Raw genomic sequence first — 693 nt, 5'->3', positions numbered from 1 at the left:
TAACGTCATTTTTATTTTAGTTGCTGAAAGGTGCGTTGAAGTGTTGGTATGTATGTGTTTTAAAGTATTGAAAACCCTTAAAATTGGTTGCACAGAAAAACCCCATCTGTTAAAGTTATAAGTGACCAAACAAATAACTAAATAGATGGGGGTTTCTTTTAATATTATGTGTCCTAATAGTAGCATTTATTCAGATGAAAAATCAAGGGTTTTAGTGGACAAGACAAAAAGTGGAAAAGTGAGACCATGGAGAGAAAAGAAAATCGCTAATGTTGATTACTTTGAACTTCTGCATATTCTTGAATTTAAAAAGGCTGAAAGAGTAAAAGATTGTGCTGAAATATTAGAGTATAAACAAAATCGTGAAACAGGCGAAAGAAAGTTGTATCGAGTGTGGTTTTGTAAATCCAGGCTTTGTCCAATGTGCAACTGGAGGAGAGCAATGAAACATGGCATTCAGTCACAAAAGGTTGTTGCTGAAGTTATTAAACAAAAGCCAACAGTTCGTTGGTTGTTTCTCACATTAACAGTTAAAAATGTTTATGATGGCGAAGAATTAAATAAGAGTTTGTCAGATATGGCTCAAGGATTTCGCCGAATGATGCAATATAAAAAAATTAATAAAAATCTTGTTGGTTTTATGCGTGCAACGGAAGTGACAATAAATAATAAAGATAATTCTTATAATCAGCA

1 protein-coding gene is annotated in these 693 nt (G+C 32.6%); it reads left to right on the top strand.

Annotated features, from left to right (window positions below):
- Nucleotides 1-166 precede the first annotated feature (166 nt).
- A partial coding sequence (locus KA900_RS14625; protein WP_210139787.1) for a protein rep occupies nucleotides 167-693 on the top strand: 527 nt, incomplete at its 3' end.

Origin of the sequence: Staphylococcus sp. GDY8P120P (assembly GCF_017892065.1) — a bacterium.
Taxonomy (GTDB): domain Bacteria; phylum Bacillota; class Bacilli; order Staphylococcales; family Staphylococcaceae; genus Staphylococcus; species Staphylococcus nepalensis.
The sequence above is the reverse complement of the archived record's forward strand: the minus strand, read 5'-3'. Positions and strand labels throughout refer to the sequence as shown.